The sequence below is a fragment of the uncultured Halovibrio sp. genome (assembly GCF_913056445.1).
Taxonomy (GTDB): domain Bacteria; phylum Pseudomonadota; class Gammaproteobacteria; order Pseudomonadales; family Oleiphilaceae; genus Halospina; species Halospina utahensis_B.
In genome coordinates this window covers 1-4,629 of sequence record NZ_CAJXMA010000128.1, presented here as the reverse complement: position 1 = coordinate 4,629, position 4,629 = coordinate 1, and the positions used below count along the sequence as shown (strand labels likewise).

The window sequence follows — 4,629 nt, the reverse complement described above, 5'->3', positions numbered from 1 at the left end:
GCCTCTACGGCAGGGGCTGATCAGCCCTCAAAGAGCATGTCGCAGGAAAGCCCTTCCTTTTCCAGGATTTCGCGCAGGCGGCGCAGGGCCTCGACCTGGATCTGGCGCACCCGCTCCCGGGTCAGCCCGATCTCGGCGCCCACCTGTTCCAGGGTCATGGTCGAGTAGCCCCGCAGACCGAAACGGCGGCAGAGTACTTCCTGCTGTTTTTCGCTGAGCTGCTCAACCCACTGCCCCAGGCAGCCCTTGATGTTACTCTCCTGCAGCAGCGCGGCCGGGTCTGCCGAGCCTTCGTCCGGAACCGTGTCGAGCAGGGATTTGTCGCCATTGTGCCCGATGGGTGTATCCACGGAGGCAACCCGTTCATTGAGCCCCAGCATCCGTTTCACGTCCTTCACCGGCTTCTCGCACTTCTCTGCGATCTCCTCAGCGGTGGGTTCGTGATCCAGCTGCTGGCTGAGCTCACGCGACGCCCGCAGGTAGAGGTTGAGTTCCTTCACCACGTGGATGGGAAGGCGGATGGTACGGGTCTGGTTCATGATGGCCCGCTCAATGGTCTGGCGGATCCACCAGGTCGCGTAGGTGGAGAACCGGAAACCACGCTCCGGATCGAACTTTTCCACGGCCCGGATGAGACCCAGATTGCCTTCCTCGATCAGGTCCAGCAGCGTCAGGCCGCGGTTGACGTAACGCCGGGCGATTTTCACAACCAGGCGCAGATTGCTTTCGATCATGCGCCGGCGGCCGCTTTCGTCGCCATCACGTGCAAGCCGGGCGTAGTGCTTTTCCTCTTCCGGTGTGAGCAGCGGTGAAAACCCGATCTCGTTGAGATAGAGCTGTGTGGCATCCGCCTGCTGCTGGCGGCTGGTATAGCTGTAACGCGACGTTCTGGAGCGGGCACGTTCAAGCGCTGCCGCATCCCCATCCAGCTTTGTGGCTTCTTCGCTGGCGGCCACGGCCTCTTCCGGATCCATCACCGCCTCTTCCGCCGATGCATCGAGCGCTGCTTCCTGAACCATCTCTTCCGACATAGCTTTCACCCTGCGTTAACTGATCTACCCCTTGAACACTTCCGGCCTTGTTCGACTTCTTATGGGCCGCAAGTCCCGGATCAGCGACGCGGAAGGTACTGCATCGGGTTAACCGGATCGCCCCGTCTCCGTATCTCGAAGTGGAGCATGATCCTGTCGGCGCCCGAATCCCCCATCTCGGCGATGGTATCGCCCTGCCCAACGTTCTGACCCTCTTCCACCAGGATCGTCCGGTTGTGGGCATAGGCGCTGAGGAAGGTCTCGCTGTGGTTCACGATGATGAGGTTGCCGTAACCCAGCAACCCGTTCCCGGCGTAAACCACGCTGCCATCCGCAGCGGCCCTGACGGGGTCTCCCGCGTCACCTCCGATATCAACACCTTTGTTCACATCGGAGCCGTCGGATGAATATTTCGCAATAATCGGGCCAGAATGGGGCCATGCCCAATCGATTTCGGATGACGCTTCATCAGATGCCTGTAACGCATTGTTACTCCGGGAAGCCTGGGGTGACGCCCGCGTCTGGTCTGCGGGTTGCCCGGATGATCCGGACGCCCGTCCGGTTGACGATGAAGCGGTGCCGGATGATGGGGATGAAGCCGAGCCACCACCGGAGCGCCTGAAGTCATCCGGCGCCTCAACGTCGAACTGGATCACCTGACCGGGATGGATCTCATAGGGGGGCTCGATATCGTTGGCAGCCGCGAGTCTGCGGTAATCCCAGCCATAACGCATGGCGATGCTGTAAAGGGTTTCACCCTTCGAGACACGGTGATGCCCCCAGTTCACTCTGGGGTTGTAATCACTGTCGAGGAGCAGATCCGTGGAGTTGCAGCCACCAACCAGAAGCAATACCAGAACGGCCAGGAGCGGTTTTCGGATTGTTCGAATCCCGGTTCCCGCCTGGTTCCGTACAGCCTTTCTGACCGTGTTGAACCCCATCCGTACTAGAACTTTCCGCTATTGATTCTATGTTTTTATTCTAAAAAAATCCTGAATATTCACGAGCCTCTGAGGAGACGCGGGTAAACCGCTCTTTTGTCAGGATAATTTTTACCCAGAATTCAGTTACCCACCCACCCCGAACTGTTACCTGTGGGAACAGTGGGCGTAACAGATCACGCAAAAGCCGTGCGTTACTTCCGACTGTCGCGTGATCCGTCTCAAGTGTATGCCCCGCACGGCCAGGCAACCAGTTACGACTTGCCACAACGACCCAACCACTCAACCAGCAGGATCAGCCCCAGCCCCAGACACGCCAGCACCAGCACCATCCAGGTCTGGGAAGCAGCACCCGTCAACTCCGTATAGCGCCAGGGCGCAAGATTCTCATACAGCAGTGGCTCGGCTTCCCCGCCCGAGCCGGTGCGCCAGGCCACTGCGCGCTTCCAGGGCCACAGATTGGTAAGCGAACCGACCATGAAACCGGTCAGAACCGCCAGCGTCACAGCGGGAAAGCGGGCCAGGGTCGCCGCCACCAGGCGGGCCATGGCAACCAGCCCCAGCGCGCAGCCACCGGCAAACACCGCCAGCGTTGCCAGAGCAGGCTCGCGGATGGCATCGAGGATCGGCTCGTAGAGACCGAGCAGAAGCAGGATGAAGCTGCCGGAAATACCAGGGAGAACCATCGCCGAGATGGCCACAAATCCGGCCCCAAAAGCGATCAACGGTGTCAGGGCCAGGGTGGCGGGCGTCAGCTGGGCAATGCCCCAGGCCACGAGGGTCCCCAGGCCCAGCCCCATCCCGGCAGTCAGTGACCAATGGGGAATCTGCCGCCCCACATGGAGGACTGCCCCAATGATCAGGCCGGAGAAAAAAGCACGGACCAGCATCGGATGCTCATCCAGCAGTGTCCCGATACCGTGCGCCAGGGTCACAACGCTGAAGAGAATGCCGCCCAGAAGCAGCAGGAGGAAGTTTGCGTCCATGGTCTGCCAGGCCCGGACCAGGCTGCGGTCGCGCACCAGGGTCAGCGCCGCTGCTGGGATATTGCCAAGCGCGGCCAGCAGCCGCTGATAGATACCGGTGATCAACGCCATGGTGCCGCCGGACACCCCCGGCACGATATCCGCAGCCCCCATGAGACAACCTCGCACCACAATACCGGGAGCGGACTGGGTGTGGGTCCGGTTCATCGCACCACGCCACCGAGCACGGGCACGAAGCGCACCGGCTCAATCTCCCGGCGCTCGAATTCGTCCCCGTTGCGGGTGATCAGGGTCAGCATCTGGGTATCACGGCCGAGCGGTGCCACAATGCTGCCGCCGTCCGCCAGCTGATCGTACAGCGCTGCCGGTATATCCCCGGGCGCTGCCGTCAGGATCATGCCGTCAAAGGGCGCGGCTTCCGGCCAACCCTGGCTGCCATCCCCCAGGCGCAGGTGGGCATTGCGATAACCCAGCCGCTGCAGGCGCTCCCGGGCCTGGCGATGAAGACCACCAATGCGCTCGATGCTGTAAACCTCCTTGCCGAGATACGCCAGGATGGCCGCCTGGTAGCCGGATCCGGTGCCCAGCTCAAGGATTCGCGTGGCGCCGGCAGCCAGCAGCATCTCGGTCATGCGTGCGACCACATAGGGCTGGGACAGGGTCTGCTGGTAGCCGATGGGCAGCGCCGTGTCCTCATAGGCACGGTGTGACAGCGCCTCATCCAGGAAGATGTGCCGGGGCACATTCGCGATGGCGTCCAGCACTTCCACACGCTGTATGCCTTCATCACTGAGACGCTCCACCAGCCGCATCCGGGTGCGCTGGGAGGTCATGCCGATCCCCTGGAGTTCGGTATTCATTCAGAGTCCGTCTTTCAGCCAGTCGTTCAGGTTCTGGAACGTATCATAGTGGGTCATGTCCACTTTCACCGGTGTAATGGACACGTAGCCCTCACGGATGGCGTGGAAGTCCGTACCAGGGCCGGCATCATCCTCGTCCCCGGCGGCACCGATCCACATCCGCTCGCGTCCACGCGGACAGTGGACCCGCTGGGGCAGCTCCCCCCGGCCACGATGGCCCAGGCGCGTGATCTGGAAGCCCCTGAGCTCATGCCAATCCACATCCGGTACATTCACATTGAGGACCGTTCTGGGCGGCACTGCCAGCGGATCCGGGCGCAGCAGCAGGCTGCGGACCACCCGCGCCGCCGTATCGAAACGCCAGTTACCCTGGTTGGCCAGCGAAACCGCAATCGGCGGATGATGCAGCAGACGCCCTTCAACCGCAGCAGCCACCGTCCCCGAGTAAAGGATGTCATCACCCAGGTTGGAGTGGGTATTGATACCGGAGATGACCCGGTCGAATTCAATCCCGAACATGTCCCCGATGCCCAGATGAACGCAGTCCGTGGGCGTACCGTCGATGGCCGTGAAACCACCGGGTACATCGGTCGCGGAAAGCGGCCGTGTCAGGGTCAGTGCGTTGCTGGCGCCGGAGTGATCCCGGTCCGGGGCGGCAACACGCACGTCCCCCAGGTCCTCCAGAGCGTCGTAGAGTGCCTTGAGCCCCGGGGAATAGACACCGTCGTCATTGGAAAGCAGCAATTTCATGGCGTTCGGGAACCGTCCTCCAGATCCAGAATCTCAGTCATTACCACCGTGGCAAAGCCAC

At 61.8% G+C, this 4,629-nt stretch carries 5 protein-coding genes; all 5 read right to left on the bottom strand.

Going from position 1 to position 4,629, the window contains the following annotated elements; translation table 11 throughout:
- Nucleotides 1–20 precede the first annotated feature (20 nt).
- Nucleotides 21–1,031 (bottom strand): RNA polymerase sigma factor RpoS, encoded by a 1,011-nt coding sequence (rpoS, locus tag QZ501_RS14860; protein WP_225741628.1) that lies wholly within the window; start codon nucleotides 1,029–1,031, stop codon nucleotides 21–23.
- 80 nt (nucleotides 1,032–1,111) lie between these two features.
- A complete protein-coding gene (locus QZ501_RS14855) occupies nucleotides 1,112–1,882 on the bottom strand; it encodes a peptidoglycan DD-metalloendopeptidase family protein (protein WP_225741627.1) in 771 nt (256 codons plus the stop codon).
- Nucleotides 1,883–2,226: 344 nt separating this feature from the next.
- Nucleotides 2,227–3,165 (bottom strand): DUF368 domain-containing protein, encoded by a 939-nt coding sequence (locus QZ501_RS14850; RefSeq protein ID WP_295720593.1) that lies wholly within the window; start codon nucleotides 3,163–3,165, stop codon nucleotides 2,227–2,229.
- Nucleotides 3,162–3,818: a protein-L-isoaspartate(D-aspartate) O-methyltransferase gene (locus QZ501_RS14845; RefSeq protein WP_151438977.1), complete on the bottom strand. Its 657-nt coding sequence runs from the start codon at nucleotides 3,816–3,818 to the stop codon at nucleotides 3,162–3,164. Before QZ501_RS14845 ends, QZ501_RS14850 begins: the two co-directional genes overlap by 4 nt.
- Entirely contained in the window at nucleotides 3,819–4,568 is a 750-nt protein-coding gene (gene surE / locus QZ501_RS14840; protein WP_095617535.1) for a 5'/3'-nucleotidase SurE, read from the bottom strand.
- Nucleotides 4,569–4,629 lie beyond the last annotated feature (61 nt).